Origin of the sequence: Psychromonas sp. (genome assembly GCF_041586535.1) — a bacterium.
Taxonomy (GTDB): Bacteria; Pseudomonadota; Gammaproteobacteria; order Enterobacterales; family Psychromonadaceae; genus Psychromonas.
This window is the reverse complement of sequence record NZ_JBFGZY010000087.1, coordinates 1-18,227: the sequence shown is the minus strand read 5'-3', so window position 1 is coordinate 18,227 and position 18,227 is coordinate 1. Positions and strand designations below refer to the sequence as shown.

Here is an 18,227-nt window from a genome sequence, read left to right as displayed (position 1 = left end):
CAGCTTTAGCTGGCCACAAAGTGGTGAAGAACAGGACGTTCTGAATCAAATCAATAACAAAGACTAAAACGTAGTTTTATGTCTAGCTAGCATTCATTTTAACAAGCATAAATGAATAGATAATTATCGGATTTGGTATTACATAGATACATCAATTTGAGAAGACGAGCCGGTTAATTACCAAAGTTGCCAAAGCAAAAAACCGCGATAAACGCGGTTTTTATTTGCAGCCTGATAAGCATCAGATGCTTTGCAGGTAGGCTTACAAAGCGTTCGCAGTATCTACGACATTTTTAACAGTGAAACCAAACATTTCAAATAACTGTTCAGCCGGAGCTGATTCACCAAAAGTGGTCATGCCGATAACCTTACCGTTCAGACCAACATATTTATACCAGTAATCAGCAATACCCGCTTCGATAGCAACACGTTTAGTAACAGCTGCCGGTAGTACAGACTCTTTGTATGCTGCACTTTGCTGCTCAAAAAGATCGGTACAAGGCAGAGAAACAACACGTACAGCTTTACCCTGGGCGGTTAATTGCGCATGCGCCTGTACTGCTAACTCAACTTCAGAGCCCGTTGCAATCAAAATGATTTCAGGTGCTTTTTCACTGCCAAGCAGCACATAACCACCCTTAGCTACGTCAGCTAACTGCTGCGCATCACGAGGTTGCGGCTGCAGGTTTTGACGGCTGAAGATAAGAGAAGTCGGACCGTCTTTACGCTCAATGGCCAATTTCCAGGCAACAGCTGACTCAACACTGTCACATGGGCGCCATGTGCTCATATTCGGTGTTAAACGTAAGCTTGCAATCTGCTCAACAGGCTGATGGGTCGGGCCATCTTCACCAAGACCGATTGAGTCATGGGTGAACACTTGAATAGCACGCTGCTTCATTAATGCTGACATACGTAACGCGTTACGCGCATATTCCATAAACATTAAGAATGTTGCACCGTACGGGACAAAACCTTTATGTAGCGCAATACCGTTAACAATTGCAGCCATGGCAAACTCACGCACGCCGTAGTGTAAATAGTTACCGGATGCATCCTCAGCAGTGATCGCTTTGCTGCCGGACCACATAGTCAAGTTCGAAGGCGCTAAATCAGCAGAACCGCCTAATAACTCAGGTAACATAGCGCCAAAGGCTTCGATACAGTTTTGTGATGCTTTGCGGGTAGCGATATTTGCCTGATTCGCTTGTAAATCGGTAATATACTGGTTCGACTTCGCTTCCCAGTCAGTTGGCATTTCACTGTTGATACGGCGTTTGTATTCAGCCGCCAGCTCAGGGTAAGCCGATGCATAGGCAGCAAACTTTTCATCCCATGATTGTTCAGCTTGTTGGCCTTGCGCTTTGTTATCCCAGTCAGCGTAAATATCTGCAGGGATTTCAAAAGCAGCGTGCTCCCAGCCCAATGCTTTACGTGTGGCGATAATCTCATCTGCGCCAAGCGGAGCACCATGACAGTCATGAGTACCTTGTTTAGCGGGTGAGCCAAAACCGATAATAGTTTTACAACAGATTAGCGTGGGTTTGGCTGTTTCAGCTTGAGCGGCTTCAATGGCTGCTTTAATTTCTTCGCTGTTATGGCCGTCAATAGAAATAACCTGCCAGCCGTAAGCCTGGAAACGCGCCGGTGTATCATCCGTGAACCAACCATCAACTTCACCGTCAATAGAGATACCGTTGTCATCCCAGAATGCGATAAGCTTACCCAGACCTAAAGTACCAGCCAGTGAACATGCTTCATGGGAGATACCTTCCATCAAACAACCATCACCTAAGAAAGTGTAGGTGTAATGGTCGACAATATCGTGTGCCGGGCGGTTAAATTGCGCAGCCAATGATTTTTCGGCAATTGCCATACCAACAGCATTAGTGATCCCCTGACCTAACGGACCGGTTGTCGTTTCAACACCCGGCGCATAACCATATTCCGGGTGACCAGGTGTTTTTGAATGCAGTTGACGGAAAGATTTCAGATCGTCAATTGACAATTCATAACCGGTTAAGTGTAAAAGAGAGTAGATCAGCATGGAACCATGACCATTAGACAAAATAAAACGGTCACGATCCGCCCATTCCGGATTAGTCGGATTATGCTTTAAGAAATCACGCCAAAGGACTTCGGCTATATCAGCCATCCCCATTGGAGCTCCAGGGTGACCTGAATTGGCTTTTTGTACGGCATCCATGCTGAGTGCACGAATCGCATTAGCTAGCTCTTTACGAGATGGCATGTTTTTCTCCTGATTGGTTTAGTTGGATCAATTGCGGCTAATTGAAAAATCATAAAAATTTCGGCGCGATTATCCCAAATCAACAGGGGCACTGGCAATGGAAAATACTGGAATTTGTCACATATTTTATAATTTTCTTCTTTTTTAGTATAAAGGTAGTGCGCAGCAAGAGTGTTAACAGATTGTTTTCTATAAGTAATTGATTTTTTTTAGCTGAAGGTTGTAAGTTTAATAAATTGTTAAAAATATTCTGTTTTGCCGGCAATTACGGACAGTTATATCGAGCAGCTCGGTAATTGTTGTTTTGCCTATATTGGAAGTTATTGACCGGACAAGACTGGCAGCAGTTAAAAAAGCCTTTCTTTTGATAAAAGCGGCTAACGCCGCCTTGCAAAAACATACAATAGCAATTAACTTTGCTGCTCAGCATAGCCGCTATTTTTATCCGGTCCAAAAACAAAAACAATACCTTTATCAAGCAATATCTGCGTGGTTTTATCAAAAAAACTAATCGCTTCATCGCTGGGTATATGCTTTAAGATCAGCTCTATGACAACATCAAAACCTTTGCCATCGGGCAGTGCTTTATCCAGTTCACCAGATTCAATAAAATACAGGTAAGTATTAATTTTCTCCTGAAGAGCATAAAGATGGACGTTTTCGCCATCCCACACCAGCGAATCTATAATACTTAGAAAAACCCGCTGCGCTTCTTTTTCCAACCCAATCGCATCAATCAGATCGGTATCAACTACACTCATTTTTTTCCCTTTATTCTTAATGACAGCTTAAATAACTTATTTTATTCCTGCTGATTAAGCAGACGCCAGTCTGCAAACCCACCGTCAACGCTATACACATCTAAATAACCGCGCTCACAAAGGTATTGCGCAACACCTTTACTGCTATTGCCATGATAACAGATCACAAATACCGGGGTATTAATATCAACCTGTTGCATAAACTCGTCTACGCTCTGGTTAGTAAGATGGAAAGCACCTTCAGGATGCTCTGTTTCGAAGGAGTTGCGATCCCGAATATCAACGAGTTGAACATTTTCTTTTAATGAGCGTTGTTTGGCATCATAAGCACTAATTAATTGATAGCTTGGCATGGTATTTTCCTATTAAAGTCAGCTGTACAGGTTCAATCTACCAAATAGTCTTAAATAGTTGCAACATTTCATTTACATGTTTGCTAATGAGTTGTCTGTTCGCTATTTTCTTTTTGGCAGACAGTCGCCTGCGACTTTTATAAAATAGGGGTAGCCTTAAATGGCCATTTTCTTCTCGATTAAATAGATCAAGATATGAATAATTTTTATATGAATTTCCTGAATACGATCGGCAAAACCAAAATACGGTACACGAATCTCTACATCTGCAAGTCCGGCCATTTTACCGCCATCTTTACCTGTTAAGGCAATAATAGAGATCCCTTTGAGCTTCGCCACTTTGATCGCTTTTAAAATATTCTCCGAGTTACCACTCGTAGAAAGACAAAACATGACATCACCACGACGCCCGACCCCTTCTAAATAACGCGCAAAAACAGAATCAAAACCATAATCATTACCCACACACGAGAGATGACTCGGATCTGAAATCGCAATAGCCGGATAGGAAGGTCGATGCTCGCGATAACGTCCGGTTAACTCTTCAGCAAAGTGCATAGCATCACAATGCGATCCGCCATTCCCACAAGAAAGCACTTTACCTTCCTGTTTAAATGAATCAGCCAGCAGTGTTGCAGCCTGTTCAATGTTTTTTAAATTTTGTTCATCTGCAATAAAAGCTTGCAGTGCCTTTTCAGCCTCTAATAATTCATCTTTGATAATAGCTAAATTCATCATTTCTCCGCCCATTATAAATTTCAAGATAGTTAAATTAAGTTGCTGGCAGTCTATCAATTGAATTAGTGGAAATTAAAACAATATTTTACGAAAACATCAAACCAGCATTACTCGCCATTTAAATAAACATTCCAAGGCCCGGAAAAGCACTTCAAATAATAGCGGCTCTGATAGCAAGAAACGAAAAAAATAGTGAAAAAATAATTTCACCTTAGTAAACAGAAAGTTACAGCTCTCGACTTATACCAAATGCATTAAGAAATAGAGTGAGTATAAGATCATAATTTTGTGCCTTTCTTTGCTTGCTATGATCTTTCTCAAAAGCCAAAATGGTTAATGCTTGAAAGTGTCATGATGGTAATCTTAGAAAATAATGACTTAGTTTAAAAAAGAGAGAAAAGATGAAAATAACATTACCTGAATATGAAAATGCACAAGTATTGGTGGTTGGTGATGTTATGCTGGATAGGTATTGGCATGGTCCGACCGGACGAATCTCTCCAGAAGCACCCGTGCCGGTTGTTAAAGTTGAAGAGATTGAAGAGCGCCCCGGTGGCGCTGCTAATGTGGCATTAAATGTGGCAGCACTTGGCGGTAAAGCAACATTAATCGGTCTGGTTGGTGATGATGAGTCGGCGAGAGCTTTGGCTAACGGTTTAAAATCCGTGCATGTGACAACCGATTTTGTCACCGTCAGCGACTTTCCGACGATCACCAAATTACGCGTATTAAGTCGCCATCAGCAGCTATTGCGTTTAGATTTTGAGAAAGGTTTTCATGATATAGATAGCACCCCTATTTTACAAAAAATGCAGGCAAGTTTAGCAGTTAAGAGTAGCGTGGTAATTTTATCCGATTACAACAAGGGATCACTGGCTGATATCCAAGCGATGATCCAGCTGGCTAAAAAAGCAGGAGCCAAAGTGCTGGTTGATCCTAAAGGTAGTGATTTTGAAAAATATCGGGGGGCAACATTATTAACCCCTAATTTATCTGAGTTTGAAGCCGTTGTTGGGCATTGCAAAACCGATCAGGAACTTGTTGAGCGAGCTTTAGGTTTGATTAAACAATTTGATCTGGAAGCATTATTAGTAACCCGCAGTGAACATGGAATGACCTTAATACGCGAAAGTCTCCCCCCCCCCCTTTCACCTGCCGACACAAGCGCAGGAAGTTTATGATGTAACAGGTGCAGGAGATACTGTTATCTCCGTACTGGCTTCTTCATTAGCAGCCGGCAGTTCATTTGAACATGCCTGTGCCCTGGCAAATGCCGCAGCTGGTGTTGTTGTAGGTAAGATAGGAACATCAACCGTTAATACCATTGAACTGGCCAGTGCGGTTTATAGTCTACAGGAGATTGGCTTTGGTGTTCTTTCACAAGAGCAGTTACAGGTTGCAGTGAAACTTGCCCAGCATCGTGGTGAAAAAGTGGTGATGACCAATGGCTGTTTTGGTATTTTACATGCAGGACATGTTTCATATCTAAATACGGCACGAGAACAAGGGCAGCGTCTAATTGTTGCGGTCAATAGCGATCAGTCGGTACGTGACTTGAAAGGTGCTGGCCGGACTCGGTGCTGTCGACTGGGTTATTGAATTCACTGAAGATACACCGCAACGTTTAATTTCAGAAATTCTGCCGGATTTGCTGGTTAAAGGTGGTGATTACAAGCCAGAAGAGATAGCAGGTGGTGCAGAGGTGATTGCTAATGGCGGTGAAGTGCGCGTTTTACAGTTTGAAGAGGGTTGTTCAACGACTGAAATAATTAAAACAATTCGTAATGAAGAGTAAAAAGGAAGCGAGTATTACCTTTTTTATCGGGCAGCGAATGAATCCATATAACTTTATAGTGAAGGCTATTCTGGTAACGCTCATCTCTTAAAGCAGCGCTTTCTTCTTGCTGCTTTAAGAGAGCATATTTATCTCACAAAATTCACTCTTAAGCTTTTTTCTTTAGCTTTTTCAACTCTCTTTTAATCTTAATAAAATTATAATTTCCTTTTATTTTACGTTTAAAACCAAACGCCGTAATACTCGGAAAAATAGCAATTCGCCTTATCTGCAGAAGATCATCGCTTAACGCAGCACTTCCCGAGTCGGTTGCCACCGCAAATTCATACCCGGCTTCATCCACAACTGATTTTACCCTTTCATCTAAATCACCGTAAGGATAAGCAAATGAGATCAACTTGATGTTTAACCTTTCTTCTGTTTTTAATTTATCAGCTATAATTTCATGCTCTATCTGTTGCTCAGTTAGTCTCGATAGGCGAGGATGGGTTAAGGTATGACCGCCAAATTCAATAAGCCCGCTTGCTTTTAACTCCTCCAACATAGGTTGACTCATCAACTTAAAGGTTTTTTCCTGGGTTAATGTAACATCCCATTGATTATGACTGATATTAGAGACCAAATAGATCACAGCCTTAAAAGAAAACTTCTTGAGTATCGGAAACGCATAAGTGTAATTATCTTCGTAACCATCATCGAGGGTAAGGATAATGTATTTTTTCTCAAAGCGTTTATGCAGGGGAATTTTGGCAATATCAGCAAAGGTAATTGGAATAAAGTTGTTATCACTTAATATCTGCAGGTGCTCATTAAACTGTGTTTCTGTAACATAAGTACCATGCTTTCCTGATTCGGTCTCTGGATCGCGAATCACTCTATGGTACATAATCACAGGTATATCCCGCTTGCGAGTATAAACCAGCTCATGCTGATAAACGTTTTCTAAAGTAGCAACGATATGATCTAAGTTATAATTATCTTTAATCATATCAATAACGCTTATATCTGTTTGTTGCAGAGCAATACCGCGAGCAATTTCCGCACGAATATTTTGCCAATCAAAATCATGAGCTTGACGGTTTCCTACATCACCAAAGTTAGATATTAATGCCTGCTCAATGTTATTTGAATCAATAACGCCAATCTCAAATGCTTCGCCAATAGCAAGTGTCGGCCGCCCCATCAATAACGACTCAATTGCAACACGGCCAGCACCTATCACCAAATCAGAAGCCTTAATATATTCCAAAACATTATCAACATAGCCAGTAAAATTAACTTTCCCTGTAAAGGTTTTGAATTTCTCAGGAATGACCTCTCCGCCAACGACATTCACCGTAAATTTATCAAGATCAATTGAATTACTCAGCAGCTGATAGGTAATTTCGCCTTTAGGGCCGGACAGGCGCCCAATAATTGAGATAACCTTTTTAGTATTAGCCGGGCTGGCCGACAAGGTAAATTTATCAATATCAATGCCATTGCGTAGAACTTCAACCGACTCAGCAGGAACATCAAAAGATTGAATCAGATCATCACGAATATTTTCGCACACAGCAAAACCACGTCCGACAGGTTGTTTGCGCTTTCTCACTTTAGACTGATGCTGCATACCGTGGATACTTGTCACAAAGGCTGTATTTGTTAGTTTACAAGCAATTTCCACGCTCCATGCTGATGCTCTGGAGTGGGCATGAATCAGATCAATCTTATTTTCTTTGATTATGCGAATGAGCTTAATAACATGCCCGACCCGCTGCAAAGGATTGCGTTTATTGAAGGCAAGCTCAATAAACTTAGCGTCAGTTTTTTTAGTTAAGGTATCAGAAACAAAAAATAAATTATGCCCTTTTTTCATTAACCTATTAGCAATCTCAACCGCGTACACTTCCGCTCCAGTAACCTGTAGCTGAGACAAAGCCATTAATATATTCATACACCACCTGTGTTATACCAAATCCGATAATTATCTACTCATTTATACTTGCTAAAATGAATGCTGGCTGCGTTATTAATTTTGCAATTAGAACAACTAGTTACTGCAATCAATGCCTTGCTTTCATCCGTTTTTTCTACGCCTAAATAGATCATCTAATTATCGGAATTGGTATTATTTAAGATATTCACAGCACTTCGCACTTATTTCAGAGCAATATATGAAAATATACTTTAAAACGTACAATTTAATACATTAAACTTATTACTGATTATCAAACTAAGTGTAAGGCACAAAAGAGTGCAAAAGGTCACTTGCAATCAATAGTATAATAACTGCATACTACTTGGATATTCAATTCAAAATCATCATAGATTTATTTCAAAGGAATAAGATCATGTTTATAGTCACAGGCGGCGCCGGGTTTATTGGAAGTAATATTGTCAAATCTCTTAATGAACGCGGTATTACAGATATTCTTGTAGTCGATGACCTAACCGACGGTACAAAATTCATTAATCTAGTTGATTTGCAAATCGCTGACTATATGGATAAAGATGAATTCATCACACAAATAGTTTCAGGCCAGGATTTTGGTGATATTGAAGCTATCTTTCATGAAGGCGCCTGCTCGGCAACCACTGAGTGGGATGGCAAATTCATGATGGAAAATAATTATGAATATTCAAAAGACCTGCTGCATTACTGTATCGAGCGCAATATCCCATTTTTATACGCATCATCAGCAGCAACTTACGGCGGTAACGATACCTTTAAAGAAGAATTAAAGTATGAAAAACCGTTAAACGTCTACGGTTACTCTAAATTCCAGTTCGACCAGTATGTACGCCGCATTTGGGAAGACGCAAAAGCGCATGATGAAACACTACCGCAAATTGTCGGTTTCCGTTATTTCAATGTATACGGCCCACGCGAGCAGCATAAAGGCAGCATGGCAAGTGTCGCATTTCATCTAAACAACCAGCTTAATGCCGGTGAAAACGCCAAACTGTTTGAAGGTGAGCATAAACGTGATTTTGTTTATGTCGGAGATGTCTGCAAAGTAAACTTATGGTTCTTTGATAACCAGGTTTCGGGTATTTACAATCTTGGAACAGGTAAAGCAGAGTCATTTTTAGAAGTTGGCAAAGCCGTTGTAAACTTCCACCAAAAAGGTCAGATAGAACGGATTCCATTCCCGGAACACCTGAAAGGCCGCTACCAAAGCTTTACTGAAGCAGATTTAACAAATCTACGTGCGGCAGGTTACGATGGCGAATTTAAAAGCGTTGCCGAAGGCACTGCTGAATATATGACCATTATTAATCAATAAATATCTCTTGGCATCATTTATAAAAAACCGTAAAAAATTTATTGCGGTTTTTTATTTGATTGCAACATGGATTGATATTAAATATTGCGGACTGGAGTAATCATCGCTCAATGAATCGCATCAAGGCTTAAGATGTTAAATTTACTACGTTTGAAACTAAGAAACAAAGTCGAATTTAAAGGAGATAATCATAAAGTCCTTTTTTCAGATAGAAACAGGATCCGTTATTGTGATATTAGTCTAAGGGGAAATAACAACACCTTGTCATTTGATAATGATGTAAACCTAAAAGGCGTAACGATTGAAGTTGATGGTAATAACTGTCGTGTCCACATAGGCAAAAACACGGTCATTGGTGAGCAAACTTATCTATCATGCAGAGGGCAAGATACTAAATTAACGATAGGTGAATCTTGCATGTTTTCCCGTAACGTTAAAATAATGACAAGTGACGGACATAATATTTATCACAACAAAGAGCGCATAAATTTAGATCGGAGCATTTTTATCGGCAATAAAGTTTGGCTTGCTGACAACTGCGTTGTATTGAAGGGAAATACTATCCATGATGGTGCTATTATCGCGATCAACGCTGTGGTAACTAAAGATGTTCCAACGGGTTGCATTGCTGCAGGTAATCCTGCATCTGTTGTCAAAACCAATATTGAATGGTCTGAAGAACTCGGATAATAAAATTTATTCAACAACACAAATTATGTGTATACAAAAATTAAAATAAAACAAGTGATGTAACTTAAATGACAACTCTAATAAAAAAAAACCGATTAAGTAATTACATCTACAGTTCTATATTTTTAGTTTTAATACTGCTGCTATCAACCCCAAACTTTAGTGTTGTTATCGTTTTAATTCTATTTATTGTGAGCCTGAGCTATTTAATAGAAAACAGACAATCAATAACATTAATAAAAGCAGATTATTTATTTATTATTGCCTGTGCCAGCTACTTTTTAGCATTTATCCCAATAGCAATAATCGATGGTTCCACACTGCGTTATTTTGATGCCCCTTCTCGTTTTCTACTTAGTATTCCAATCTATCTATTAATACGGAATATGCTTGTTAATCAAAAACTTAATTTTAATGCTTTAAATAAAGCCATAGAGTATGGTGCGATTACAGGCAGCATGGGTGCGTTAGTAATAGCGCTCTATCAAGTCATTATCGAAGGCCGCCCAAGGGTGGATGGTTTTTTATACAGCATAAACTTTGGCTATTTAGCCTGTTCGTTAGCGTTTTTAGGCTTAGTTTTCTATAAAGGCTCTAGCCATAAATTGATTAACTTATTAGGCTTTAGCGCCGCAATTATAGCGACAATGCTAACACTTACTCGTGGCGCTATCTTCGCCATTCCAGTATTACTGATAATGACATTATTTTTTCTTTACAGAGAAATAATTACAGCTAAAAAAGTTCTCCTGTTTGCTGTTTCTATCTCTTTTATCAGCATGCTCTCCTACCAGTTTATCCCTACATTCAAACAGCGTATTGATTACACTACATTTGAATTTAAACAAATCATCCAAGGTGATACCGCCAAATCGAGATCTTCCGGGGGACGCATTCTATTATGGGGCTCTGCAGTTGAAGCTTTTAAAAGTAGCCCTTTAATCGGAGAAACTTATCACAATCGGGAAATCATCAGTCAGAGGATTTACGATCACAGTAAATACAAAAATAGAGTGCTATTAGCCCCGAGAGCACATGCCCATAGTCAATATTTTGAGATATTGGCCTGTGCTGGTTTACTGGGTATATTCGCATTATTTCTTTACCTGATGGCACCTTTAGTTTATTACTATTACCTATTTTCTAAAAATAAAAATAATATTTTTGCATTATGCGGTTTTATTTTCACGACAGGGATATGCATCTTCGGCCTTACCGAAGTGTTGTTAGCTGGAAATTTAATTAGCCTTTATTATGCATTTATGCAAGCATTATTAATCGCTACGGCAATGAGTTACCATGCACTAACAACTCAAAAATCATCACAGTAACTCGCTTATATCGAGACCAACAGCAGAGTATTAATTATGAAAATTTTAATCATCAGCCCTTCTTGGGTTGGTGATATGGTAATGACACAGTCGTTATATATCACCTTGAAAGAGCAAAACCCAGATTGCATTATTGACGTATTAGCTCCGCAGTGGTGTTTACCTATCCTGGAAAAAATGCCCCAGATCAATAAAGCGATTGAGATGCCATTAGGGCATGGTGACTTTAACTTAAAGGCTCGTTACCAGCTCGGCAAATCGTTACAGAATGAACACTATGATACTGCTTATATTCTACCTAATTCAGCCAAATCCTCTCTTATCCCTTTTTTTGCCAAAATCCCTAAGCGTATCGGCTGGAAAGGAGAAATGCGTTATGGTTTAATAAATGATCTGCGTAACAACAAAAAATCCTTTCAATATATGCTTGAGCGTTATGTCTCCCTTGCATACCCTAAAGATAAAATGACTGGCTCCGGCTGCCTAGGGGATATTCACTCTCTACCAAAACCCAAATTAGAAATTAATGAGCAGATTCGAAGCAATATTCTAGAAAAATTTAACCTTTCATTAGAGCCTAAAATAATCGGCCTTTGTCCCGGAGCTGAGTTTGGCCCCGCAAAACGCTGGCCAGAAGAGCATTATGGCGAAATTGCTAAAAATCTTATCAAACAAGGCTATCAAGTATGGTTATTCGGCTCAGCAAAAGATCGCGTAACGACCGATAAAATTGCAGCACTAGTTGGAAATACAGAGCAAGATATGATTAGTAATCTAGCTGGTAATACAACTCTAAATGAAGCCGTTGATCTGCTATCCTGCTGCCACACAGTCGTCAGTAATGATTCAGGATTAATGCATGTCGCTGCTGCGGTCGGCTGCAATATTGTTGGTATTTATGGTTCAAGCTCCCCTTTATATACTCCTCCCTTAACTGAACATGTGGAAATAGTACATACCGATATTGAGTGTCGTCCCTGCTTTAAAAAAGAGTGCCCCTATCAGCATCTAAAATGCCTTAACGATCTGAAACCGGATGTGGTAATGAAGCGTATTCAAAACTTTTTAGAAAAAAAAGAGAAATAAAGTGGCTAAATATAACATGAAGCACTTATGGTTCGAAAAAGGAGCAAATGCGAATAAAAAAGCTCGTTATTATGTTGCCAATGAGTTTACTCCATCAGAGATCAAAAAAGTTGCCGTTATTCGTCATGCGGCTCTCGGTGACCAAGTGATTACCAGACCTTTTTTGGTTGAGTTGCGCAAATTTCTCCCAAATGCAGAGATCACCCTCAGCACGGTTTCTAATTATCAGTATGGTATGCCTGATGATTTGGCTGATAACCTGCATATAACACACGGTGCAGATAGGAAGAAAAAGATAAGTCTGAAAGAAAAAATATCAAATATGAAAGAGCTTGGCGAGCAGGATATCATCTTTGATTTAGCTGCAACCAACCGCTCCTACTGGCTGACCGCTTTAACTAAAGCTAAGTTAAAGGTAGGTTTTCCCTATAGATCATGGGTAGCAAAAGCTCTCTATGATATCGCTGTATTTCGCTCAGACTTTACCGCAGAGCTTGAAGTGATGTTAGATATGCTGCGAGTACTCGGACATAATCCTTCTTACCCATTAGACTTTGCCTGCCCTAGCCACTTTGTGGAAAAAGATACAAAGAAAAAAAATATTGTTTATTTTAATGGTGCCTCTCAGGAAAATAAAATGTATCCCATCGCATCGATGCGCCAACTTATCATCGATGCAAGTGAACAACTACCAGATCACCAACATATTTTTTTAGAAGGCATAAACAAAAACGAAAAGCGAGATCAATTAGGAGATATTTCCGCTTATAAAAATATATTCGTTCAAGAGGTTATGCAATTGAATGAATTAACGGCTTATCTGGCAAAAGCTCATTGCGTTGTTTCAACAGATACCGGAATTCGTAACCTTGCTATCGCAACGCATACTCCAACTATCGGCATATTTTATGCCACAGTACCTTTTCGCTATACACCTTTATATGGAAAACATAAAATTGTCATGAACGCAGATGCGACAATCCCAACACCTAAGCAAGTTTTGGTAAGCATTTTATCTCAAATTGAAACAAACTAAATCGAAATAATATTTTATGTTTAACGTTATCTATTCATTACTTTTATACTTAATTGCCCCCTTCTACTTATATGCGCTATACAAGCCGAAACAAGGCAAACCGAAATTCGCGTCTAGATGGAAAGAACACTTTGGTTGCACACCAACTATAGATTCAAAATGTCCGCCGGTTTGGATTCATGCGGTCTCTGTCGGAGAAGTGCTAGCCAGCACGCCATTAATTAAAGCGCTTAAAGAACAAAACCCACAACTTAAAATAGTTGTCACCACAACAACCAGCACAGGTGCTGAACAAGTGGCAAAACTAGGCTGGGGAGTTGAGCATAGATATATGCCGCTGGATTTTAGCTTTGCAGTAAAAGGTTTTATTAAAGCCATTCAGCCACAGCAGCTTCTTATCATGGAAACTGAATTATGGCCAAATACGCTAAGAGTGACAGCTGAAAAACATATCCCGATCACTATTATAAATGCGCGATTATCAGAACGATCCTCTTCTCGCTATGCAAAAGTTAAGTGGATTTTTAATTTACTAGCAAAAAATATCACTCTTATTTTATGTCAAACAAAGGAAGATGCTCTACGTTTTCAAAAACTGGGGGTTGACGGTAATAGGATCAAAATAACCGGATCGATCAAGTTTGATATTAACATTTCAGAAACTGACAAAAATAAAGGTATTGAGCTTAGAAATAAAATAGGCAATGAACGCCCGGTATGGATAGCTGCAAGTACTCATTTAGGTGAAGATGAACAGATATTATCTGCACATAGATCCCTCTTAAAACAGATACCAAATGCACTGCTGATCTTGGTACCAAGACACCCTGAGCGTTTTAAATCCGTTTTACAATTGAGCCAAGATAGCGGCTTTAATAGCATATCACGTTCCAGTGAAGCGCCTGTAGAAAAAAATATGCAGGTTTATTTAGGGGATACTATGGGAGAAATGCTCAGTCTAATTCAAGCTGCTGATATCTGTTTTATGGCAGGCAGTTTAATCGGAGATAAAGTTGGCGGACATAATCTTCTTGAACCTGCAGCGCTGGCAAAACCTACATTAACTGGCCCTAGTTATTATAATTTCACAGATATTACCGAGCAGCTTATTAACAATCAAGCTTGTACCGTTTGCGCAAATAGCGAGCAAATAACAACTCAATTGCAAAAATTATTTAAAGCTCCAAATCTGCAAAAAAAACAAGGTAAATCAGCTCTGCAAGTGGTGAATAACAATAAAGGAGCCATTAAAAAATCGCTTGAATTTTTACCCGGTTTTATTTTAACAAATAGAGTCAATAATTAAGATTTGCTTTGATAGCCCTGAATTAAAGCTAACCAATCTTTTTCAGACCAATTTAAATTACTATTCTTTACTTTTTCTTTACGAAACGAACGTAATAAACGCGCCAGAGTTTGCTCTTTCCAAGCCCCATCTTTTCTTTGTGCACATTTATCAAAGTCAATAACCCACACTTTATCCTGCGTATCCAGCATAATATTGTGACTGTTCATATCGCTGTGATAGATATTATGATCATGAAATAAACGCAGCACCCGACCAATTTCATGCCATTGCGTATCTTGAAGTGGCTGTACTCCCAAAATAGCCACTAAATCACGCGCCCCCTCAATCAGCTCAATGATCAGATCCGCTTGATAAAAAAGACCATGACGACTTATTTTTCCTGCATAAGGTAATGGCACCGGCAAGCCTAATTGCGCCATTTTATCAAGCAATACAAACTCCTGATAAGCACGTGTATTTTTTAAACCTGTATAGAAAAAATAATCCGGATTTATTTTTCCAATCAAACCACCTCGATAATAATGGCGTAACACATATTTCTTTTGCTGATAGTGAAAAAACCAGGTTGTTCCACGCCCAACTGAACTGCCTGTTATCAGATTATTATTCTGAAGAAATTTAAGTTCAAAGAGAGATGCCGAGAAATTTTCCGCGTTAAAAAAACATATTTGTTTATTTAATTTATCAATTTTCACATTTATGACTTTATTTGAATAAATGAAGACCTGTTATTTTACATTAGCAGGCGTCCTTTGCATAATGTATCACTTCTCATATATGTTTGCTCTTAATAGGTTTTTTATGCCATTATTCACTTCTGCACCTAAATCGATCTGCATTTTACGCCTTAGTGCGATTGGCGATGTTTGTCATGCGGTTGCCTGCGTGCAAGCAATTCAAAGGCAGTGGCCCAGCACTAAAATAACCTGGGTAACGGGGAAATTAGAAGCACAACTAATACAGTATATTGCTGGTATTGAGGTTATAAGCTTTGATAAGAAACAAGGCTGGAAAGCCTATATACAGTTACGCGAACAATTAAAAGATCGCAACTTTGATGCTTTATTACATATGCAGGCGGCATTGCGAGCCAGTATTGCCAGTTTGATGATCAGGGCTAAAATAAAACTGGGATTCGATAAAGCACGCGCAAAAGATGGGCAATGGTTATTTACCAATCAAAAAGTAGATCCGGCTACATCTTCACATGTCCTAGATGGGTTTATGGCATTTGCCAAAAAACTAGGTATTACAGACCTAACGGTTAAATGGGATCTTAATATACCAACGCTAAGTCAACAAAAAGCCGAACAGCTAGTTGCTGGGAGCCCCACTTTTATTATCTGCCCTGCAGCGAGTAAAGCTTATAAAAACTGGACGGTTGAAGGTTACAGCGCACTTGCCAATCATGCTATCAAACAAGGTTATCAGGTTTTAATCTGCGGTGCGCCAACTGAATTAGAAAAAGCATTAGCCAAGCAGATTGTTAATAATACGCAGCAGCAGGCTAAAAACTTGATCGGACAAACCACATTGATTGAGCTGGTTGCACTAATCCAGCAAGCAGATATTTTACTGGCCCCAGATACAGGCCCAACACATATGGCAACCATGGTTAATACCCAGGTTATCGGTTTGTATGCGCACCACAATCCCAAACGCACCGGCCCATACACACAGTTAGATCACGTTGTCAGTGTTTATGAACAATTGATCACAGAGCAAACAGGCAAAGCAGTTGACGAATTACCGTGGCGGGCACGAGTTAAAAATATAAACGCCATGCAGCAGATCTCGGTTGAATCTGTTATCGCCATGTTTGATCGAATCAGTAAAAAATAGGAATACCGAGATGTCAGAAAACAGTATCAGCGCAATTATTATCACCAAAAATGAAGAGAATAATCTACCCGCCTGCTTGGATTCTTTAACCTGGGTTGATGAGATCATCATCGTTGATTCCGGTAGTACCGATCAAACTGAAACAATCGCCAACAGTTATGGTGCTAAATTCTATTCACATACAAACTGGCAAGGTTTTGGTAAACAAAAACAACTTGCACAAAATTATGCCACTAGCAAATGGATCATCGCCATTGATGCCGATGAGGTTGTTTCTCCTGAATTACAACAATCTATTCAACTGCAGATCAGTAAAGCTGACGCACAGAATCAGGTGTTCAAAATCCAGCGTAAAACCTGGGTATTTGGCCGATTTTTACAGCATTCAGGCTGGGTTGATAAAATAATACGAGTTTATCCGAAACAACTCGCTCATTATAACGATGCGCTAGTGCATGAAAAAATAGTGACGGAAAAACATGTAAAAATTTCCCAACTGCAAGGTGACCTTTTCCATTACTCATACAGTAATATCGAGAATTATCTTGTGAAATCAGCAAGCTATGGAAAAGCATGGGCGGATGGCCGACAAAAAAGAGGGAAAAAAGCGAGTCTCAGCCAAGGTTTCACTCATGCATTAGGCTGCTTTGTAAAGATGTATCTATTAAAACGCGGTTTTTTAGACGGTAAGCAGGGACTGCTCATTGCCATACTTTCAGCACACTCTACTTTTATAAAATACGCGGATTTATGGATAAGAGAAAATGACTGCCGTGCCAAAAAATAACAGTTAAAAAATAGCGGGTGATTAGCATAGTCCCCGCCAACCAATGGCAGGCTACTCTTTCCAAATAACATTGTTTTTGACACTTTTAGCAGGATTCCCAGCAAGAACCGTGTGTTCACTATTTTCTTTTTTAGTCACAACGCTGCCTAAAGCAATTACCGTATTATTGGCAATTACAGCACCTTTTAAAATCGATGTTCGAGCTCCAATTTTGCCAATTTCTATTTTTTACGGCAGATAATGGTACTTGCTGCTGAAATATGGAAATTTTTACCTAAAAACAACTCGCCATCAACCGATATTTTTGAACCAAAGCCAATTTTAGTTTTACCGTTAAAATGTACATGTCCCTTAATAGAAAGGAGTGTTCGATTATAGCGATAGTCATAGCTTTCCACACTGCCAAAACCAATCCTAACAATACCAGGACGAACTTTAGTGAAACTAGCACGACCAGATAAAGCACTTTATTCATATTCTCATCTATCCCGCAATAGACCAAAATGATAACCACCTCTAATAGCATGATTTTATTCGCCTTATTTGTTTTTTGGCGATAAAAAACAAGGTTAGATCATGCCTTTTTAAATATTTTCTTCATTTAAAAAGTCGCGTATGGCGTTAAGAAAATAACTTTCTGATCAGAAGAACTGTCCAACCATTCTAACTAAGCATGAAGTAATCGTTTTTATAATAGAGTCGTGTTTCAGTCCCAATAGACACTTTTTAAAACAGCGCATACGGTCATCTTTCAAAGCATAAATAGATTATTGAAGCTCACCCAGCCAAAGCAAGGTGATTCTTGTCGTCAACGGTTTAGGCATTGCAACATTAAGTTGCGGTAGTCTTCTAAAACCTCTTACAAGCGTTTAACGTGTCGGCACTACCTGCCGCCACGAATTTTTAAGCGAGTAGTCTTAGCCCTTCATTGTGAATATTAATAGCCGCATTATGATCGCGATCATGCTCGGCCCCGCAT

At 39.3% G+C, this 18,227-nt stretch carries 15 protein-coding genes and 1 pseudogene; 9 read left to right on the top strand and 7 right to left on the bottom strand.

All coding sequences use genetic code 11. From position 1 onward, the window contains the following. Window positions 1–262 precede the first annotated feature (262 nt). From tkt to lpcA, 4 genes are all read right to left on the bottom strand, one after another. A complete protein-coding gene (gene tkt / locus ABZA00_RS10855; RefSeq protein ID WP_372882186.1) occupies window positions 263–2,251 on the bottom strand; it encodes a transketolase in 1,989 nt (662 codons plus the stop codon). Between the two features lie 410 nt (window positions 2,252–2,661). After that, complete coding sequence (locus tag ABZA00_RS10850) at window positions 2,662–3,012, bottom strand: DUF6572 domain-containing protein (RefSeq protein WP_372882185.1); 351 nt, start codon at window positions 3,010–3,012, stop codon at window positions 2,662–2,664. Window positions 3,013–3,053: 41 nt separating this feature from the next. Further along, window positions 3,054–3,365: a thiosulfate sulfurtransferase GlpE gene (gene glpE / locus ABZA00_RS10845; RefSeq protein ID WP_372882184.1), complete on the bottom strand. Its 312-nt coding sequence runs from the start codon at window positions 3,363–3,365 to the stop codon at window positions 3,054–3,056. A gap of 156 nt (window positions 3,366–3,521) precedes the next feature. After that, a complete protein-coding gene (gene lpcA / locus ABZA00_RS10840) occupies window positions 3,522–4,100 on the bottom strand; it encodes a D-sedoheptulose 7-phosphate isomerase (protein ID WP_372882187.1) in 579 nt (192 codons plus the stop codon). A 404-nt stretch (window positions 4,101–4,504) separates the two neighbouring features. Between lpcA and hldE the strand changes: the two are divergent. Beyond that, window positions 4,505–5,898: pseudogene (hldE, locus tag ABZA00_RS10835) on the top strand (bifunctional D-glycero-beta-D-manno-heptose-7-phosphate kinase/D-glycero-beta-D-manno-heptose 1-phosphate adenylyltransferase HldE). Window positions 5,899–6,046: 148 nt separating this feature from the next. Here hldE and ABZA00_RS10830 read toward each other — a convergent pair. Next, window positions 6,047–7,834: a glycosyltransferase gene (locus tag ABZA00_RS10830; RefSeq protein ID WP_372882183.1), complete on the bottom strand. Its 1,788-nt coding sequence runs from the start codon at window positions 7,832–7,834 to the stop codon at window positions 6,047–6,049. A gap of 397 nt (window positions 7,835–8,231) precedes the next feature. On the opposite strand from ABZA00_RS10830, the gene rfaD reads away from it, so the two are divergent. The 6 genes from rfaD to waaA all read left to right on the top strand — a co-directional run bounded on the left by rfaD (window position 8,232) and on the right by waaA (window position 14,616). Continuing rightward, complete coding sequence (gene rfaD / locus ABZA00_RS10825) at window positions 8,232–9,167, top strand: ADP-glyceromanno-heptose 6-epimerase (RefSeq protein WP_372882182.1); 936 nt, start codon at window positions 8,232–8,234, stop codon at window positions 9,165–9,167. Between the two features lie 132 nt (window positions 9,168–9,299). Next, a complete protein-coding gene (locus ABZA00_RS10820) occupies window positions 9,300–9,857 on the top strand; it encodes a hypothetical protein (RefSeq protein WP_372882181.1) in 558 nt (185 codons plus the stop codon). Window positions 9,858–9,925: 68 nt separating this feature from the next. After that, window positions 9,926–11,188, top strand: coding sequence for an O-antigen ligase family protein (locus ABZA00_RS10815; RefSeq protein ID WP_372882180.1), 1,263 nt, complete (start codon window positions 9,926–9,928; stop codon window positions 11,186–11,188). 36 nt (window positions 11,189–11,224) lie between these two features. Continuing rightward, window positions 11,225–12,274, top strand: a complete 1,050-nt coding sequence (waaF, locus tag ABZA00_RS10810) for a lipopolysaccharide heptosyltransferase II (protein WP_372882179.1) — start codon at window positions 11,225–11,227, stop codon at window positions 12,272–12,274. Between the two features lies 1 nt (window position 12,275). Beyond that, on the top strand, window positions 12,276–13,310 hold the full coding sequence (locus ABZA00_RS10805) for a glycosyltransferase family 9 protein (protein WP_372882178.1): 1,035 nt from the start codon (window positions 12,276–12,278) through the stop codon (window positions 13,308–13,310). A gap of 16 nt (window positions 13,311–13,326) precedes the next feature. Further along, complete coding sequence (waaA, locus tag ABZA00_RS10800; protein ID WP_372882177.1) at window positions 13,327–14,616, top strand: lipid IV(A) 3-deoxy-D-manno-octulosonic acid transferase; 1,290 nt, start codon at window positions 13,327–13,329, stop codon at window positions 14,614–14,616. Here the strand turns inward: waaA and ABZA00_RS10795 are convergent. Beyond that, window positions 14,613–15,314: a 3-deoxy-D-manno-octulosonic acid kinase gene (locus ABZA00_RS10795; RefSeq protein WP_372882176.1), complete on the bottom strand. Its 702-nt coding sequence runs from the start codon at window positions 15,312–15,314 to the stop codon at window positions 14,613–14,615. The two genes, waaA and ABZA00_RS10795, sit on opposite strands and share 4 nt — an antisense overlap. A 106-nt stretch (window positions 15,315–15,420) precedes the next feature. On the opposite strand from ABZA00_RS10795, the gene ABZA00_RS10790 reads away from it, so the two are divergent. After that, the gene (locus tag ABZA00_RS10790; RefSeq protein WP_372882175.1) at window positions 15,421–16,461 is read left to right on the top strand and encodes a glycosyltransferase family 9 protein; all 1,041 of its coding nucleotides are present in this window, start codon (window positions 15,421–15,423) and stop codon (window positions 16,459–16,461) included. Between the two features lie 10 nt (window positions 16,462–16,471). Continuing rightward, window positions 16,472–17,248, top strand: a complete 777-nt coding sequence (locus ABZA00_RS10785) for a glycosyltransferase family 2 protein (RefSeq protein WP_372882174.1) — start codon at window positions 16,472–16,474, stop codon at window positions 17,246–17,248. A 221-nt stretch (window positions 17,249–17,469) separates the two neighbouring features. Here ABZA00_RS10785 and ABZA00_RS10780 read toward each other — a convergent pair whose 3' ends face one another. Then, a complete protein-coding gene (locus ABZA00_RS10780; RefSeq protein ID WP_372882173.1) occupies window positions 17,470–17,646 on the bottom strand; it encodes a hypothetical protein in 177 nt (58 codons plus the stop codon). Window positions 17,647–18,227 lie beyond the last annotated feature (581 nt).

Bases quoted from the DNA above. Each gene is read 5' to 3' on its own strand.
- ABZA00_RS10820 (WP_372882181.1), top strand. From the start codon at position 9,300: ATGTTAAATTTACTACGTTTGAAACTAAGAAACAAAGTCGAATTTAAA.
- ABZA00_RS10830 (WP_372882183.1), bottom strand. From the start codon at position 7,834: ATGAATATATTAATGGCTTTGTCTCAGCTACAGGTTACTGGAGCGGAA.
- waaF (WP_372882179.1), top strand. From the start codon at position 11,225: ATGAAAATTTTAATCATCAGCCCTTCTTGGGTTGGTGATATGGTAATG.
- tkt (WP_372882186.1), bottom strand. From the start codon at position 2,251: ATGCCATCTCGTAAAGAGCTAGCTAATGCGATTCGTGCACTCAGCATG.
- lpcA (WP_372882187.1), bottom strand. From the start codon at position 4,100: ATGAATTTAGCTATTATCAAAGATGAATTATTAGAGGCTGAAAAGGCA.
- glpE (WP_372882184.1), bottom strand. From the start codon at position 3,365: ATGCCAAGCTATCAATTAATTAGTGCTTATGATGCCAAACAACGCTCA.
- ABZA00_RS10815 (WP_372882180.1), top strand. From the start codon at position 9,926: ATGACAACTCTAATAAAAAAAAACCGATTAAGTAATTACATCTACAGT.
- rfaD (WP_372882182.1), top strand. From the start codon at position 8,232: ATGTTTATAGTCACAGGCGGCGCCGGGTTTATTGGAAGTAATATTGTC.
- ABZA00_RS10785 (WP_372882174.1), top strand. From the start codon at position 16,472: ATGTCAGAAAACAGTATCAGCGCAATTATTATCACCAAAAATGAAGAG.
- ABZA00_RS10850 (WP_372882185.1), bottom strand. From the start codon at position 3,012: ATGAGTGTAGTTGATACCGATCTGATTGATGCGATTGGGTTGGAAAAA.
- ABZA00_RS10790 (WP_372882175.1), top strand. From the start codon at position 15,421: ATGCCATTATTCACTTCTGCACCTAAATCGATCTGCATTTTACGCCTT.
- waaA (WP_372882177.1), top strand. From the start codon at position 13,327: ATGTTTAACGTTATCTATTCATTACTTTTATACTTAATTGCCCCCTTC.